At 36.8% G+C, this 2,807-nt stretch carries 4 protein-coding genes; all 4 read right to left on the minus strand.

The features are described 5' to 3' along the window. The coding region (gene phnE / locus AB3X49_RS20715; protein WP_367964451.1) for a phosphonate ABC transporter, permease protein PhnE at nt 1-791 on the minus strand (791 nt) is incomplete at its 3' end. Beyond that, on the minus strand, nt 791-1,585 hold the full coding sequence (gene phnE / locus AB3X49_RS20720; RefSeq protein ID WP_367964453.1) for a phosphonate ABC transporter, permease protein PhnE: 795 nt from the start codon (nt 1,583-1,585) through the stop codon (nt 791-793). The genes phnE (AB3X49_RS20720) and phnE (AB3X49_RS20715), both read right to left, overlap by 1 nt. Then, nucleotides 1,582-2,355: a phosphonate ABC transporter ATP-binding protein gene (gene phnC, locus AB3X49_RS20725; protein ID WP_002033479.1), complete on the minus strand. Its 774-nt coding sequence runs from the start codon at nt 2,353-2,355 to the stop codon at nt 1,582-1,584. The genes phnE (AB3X49_RS20720) and phnC overlap by 4 nt, the downstream gene beginning before the upstream one ends. A gap of 95 nt (nt 2,356-2,450) precedes the next feature. After that, the coding region (locus tag AB3X49_RS20730; RefSeq protein WP_367964455.1) for a phosphate/phosphite/phosphonate ABC transporter substrate-binding protein at nt 2,451-2,807 on the minus strand (357 nt) is incomplete at its 5' end.

Raw genomic sequence — 2,807 nt, forward strand, 5'->3', positions numbered from 1 at the left:
TTACGAATAGAACTTGAAATAAAATCAATTATAATTACCATTAAAATGATACCTAATAAAATAATTCCCACACGAGACCAATTACGTGAACTAAGTGCAAAAATTAATGGCGTACCAATACCACCTGCTCCAATAACACCTAAAATCGCAGCGGATCGTACATTAATTTCAAACCTGTATAACGTATACGATAGAAAATCCGGTAACACTTGTGGTAATACGGCATACCAAAGTATTTGAAACCGATTTGCACCCGTTGCTATTAACGCTTCCGTCGGTCCCTTATCTATATTTTCAATTCCTTCCGAATATAGTTTCCCTAACATTCCGATAGAGTGTAACCCTAAAGCTAGAACTCCGGCAAAAGAGCCTGGACCAACAGCTTTTATAAATAAAAGAGCCATAACTAATTCAGGAAATGTACGAACAAAACTAAGTACAAATTTCCCAGTTCCTGAAGTTAATTTTCCACTACTCATATTCGTTGCCGCCCAAAAAGCAAATGGAACAGATAAAAAAGCAGAAATAAATGTACCTAATATCGCAATTGCCAACGTATCAATTAAACCGTGTAATAAATCTTCACCACCTGGCAAAGATACATACGACCAATCTGGGTTCAATACGCCTGTCATAATGGCTTTTGTAATTTCTCCCGCCGTATTCTTTATTCCCTCTAACGGGACTCCTGAAAAGGCCCATACATATACAACTGTAAGTGCTATAAAAATAATCCAGCGATTTACACTCAGTTTCTTCGGTTTTGGTATGATTATCATCGTTTTACTCATTATAATTTCTCCCGCAACGCTGTACTTATATAATCAATTAGCAATACAACAACAAGGGTATAAATAATAATAGAAGCAGTTTGTTGATATTGTAAAAATCCAAGTGTACGATCATAATATAATCCAATCCCACCTGCTCCTACTAAACCTAGAACAGCTGCTGCACGTACATTCACCTCAAATGTATAAAGTACATAGGAGACGAAGTGCGCTTTCACTTGCGGAATGACCCCATAAACTATCCATTGCACCTTATTCGCTCCTACAGCTGTCATTGCTTCTAATGGACCTGGATCAATTGATTCAATTGACTCATACAATAATTTCGCTACGAGTCCAACGGAGAAACAAGTAAGAGCCAAAATACCTGGAAGTGGTCCTATTCCAAAAATCGCTACAAAAATAGCCGCTAATAATAAATCTGGTATTGTTCGTATAAAATTTAAAATCAATCGAGCTGGACTGTACAAAAATACACTAGTAAATACATTACTTGCCGCAAATAGTGCAAGTGGAATGGCTAAAATCGCCCCTAAAGTCGTTCCAATAATCGCCATACGTATTGTATCTAACATTGCTGTTGTAATAATTTGAAAATAACTCCAATCTGGTGGCACCATTTCCTTCAATAAATCCATCATATTCGGAAAACCAACTACTAGTTTTGAAAATGATGCGTCGACCTGTACACTACTACCCCACAACAGTAAAATAACTAAAATAACCGTTAACATATGTTTCAATTTACTCGGCGGCTTCGGTATCGATTTCGAATATATCGTCACTTCATTCATTTAGCTGCCACCTCTAATAATGCGCTTTTCTGAGCTACGTCCCCATAAATTTCAGCGAATTTTTCATCCGTTGCCTCTTCTACTAATCCATCAAAAACAATTTCACCAGCATGTAATCCAATAATACGAGTAGCATATTGCCTCGCTAAATCAATAGAATGTAAGTTTACAATTGTCGTAATTCCAAAATCTTCATTAATTTTCTTCAAATCATCCATTACTTGCTTTGTTGTCAGAGGATCTAACGAAGCAACAGGCTCATCTGCCAATATGATTTTCGCTTCTTGTGCCAATGCTCTAGCAATTGATACACGTTGCTGTTGTCCCCCTGATAATTCATCAGCTCGTGCATATGCTTTTTCTGAGATATTCACTCTATTCAGCGCCTGGAATGCAAGCTCCACATCCTCTTTCGGAAACAGACCTAACGTTGTACGCAATGTAGAATGATATCCAACCCGCCCAGCTAATACATTCTTCAGTACCGTTGATCGCTTCACAAGGTTAAAGCTTTGAAAAATCATACCAATATCTCGGCGCATGCGTCGTAATCCTTTTCCTTTTGCAGCAGTAATAGACTCCCCTTCAATAATGATTTCTCCTTCTGTGATTTCATGAAGGCGATTTACCGATCTGAGAAGTGTTGATTTTCCAGCACCGGATAGCCCGACCATTACAACAAACTCACCTTTTTGAATTTTCAAGTTTATATTATTCAATCCTTTTGTACCATTCGGATACACTTTGGAAACATTTCGAAACTCTATCACACATCTTACCTACCTTCTATGTATTATCAATAACTGAAAAACGGCAAACTAACTGAAATCACACACTTTCCAGTTAGTCGCCATTTCCATATGTATTATTGCGTTTTCACTTTCTTTCCATATTCACGAACGATATCAAATTTACTATCATCAGATTTAACGTATCCTTCATGTGAGTATACTTCTTTAATGATTTTGTGCCCTTCCTCATTCTTTCCTATTTCAATGAAAGCATCCTGTAATTTCTTGCTCCACTCTGCATCTAAATCAGAACGTATAGAAATCGTATCGTTTGGAATTTTCTCCGTAAATTTTACTATTTTCGTTTGATCGAATATATTCGGATAATCTTTTTTTACAATATTGCGAGCATCTTGGAATACAACAGCTGCATCTACATCACCATTTAAAAGAGCAATAAGTGACTGATCATGACCTTTTAATGTAACAGG

This window comes from Bacillus sp. C30, from assembly GCF_040838255.1.
In the GTDB taxonomy this organism is placed as follows: domain Bacteria; phylum Bacillota; class Bacilli; order Bacillales; family Bacillaceae_G; genus Bacillus_A; species Bacillus_A mycoides.

What these genes read in the sequence shown, in the direction of transcription:
- phnE (WP_367964453.1), bottom strand. Translation starts at nt 1,585, where the DNA reads ATGAATGAAGTGACGATATATTCGAAATCGATACCGAAGCCGCCGAGT.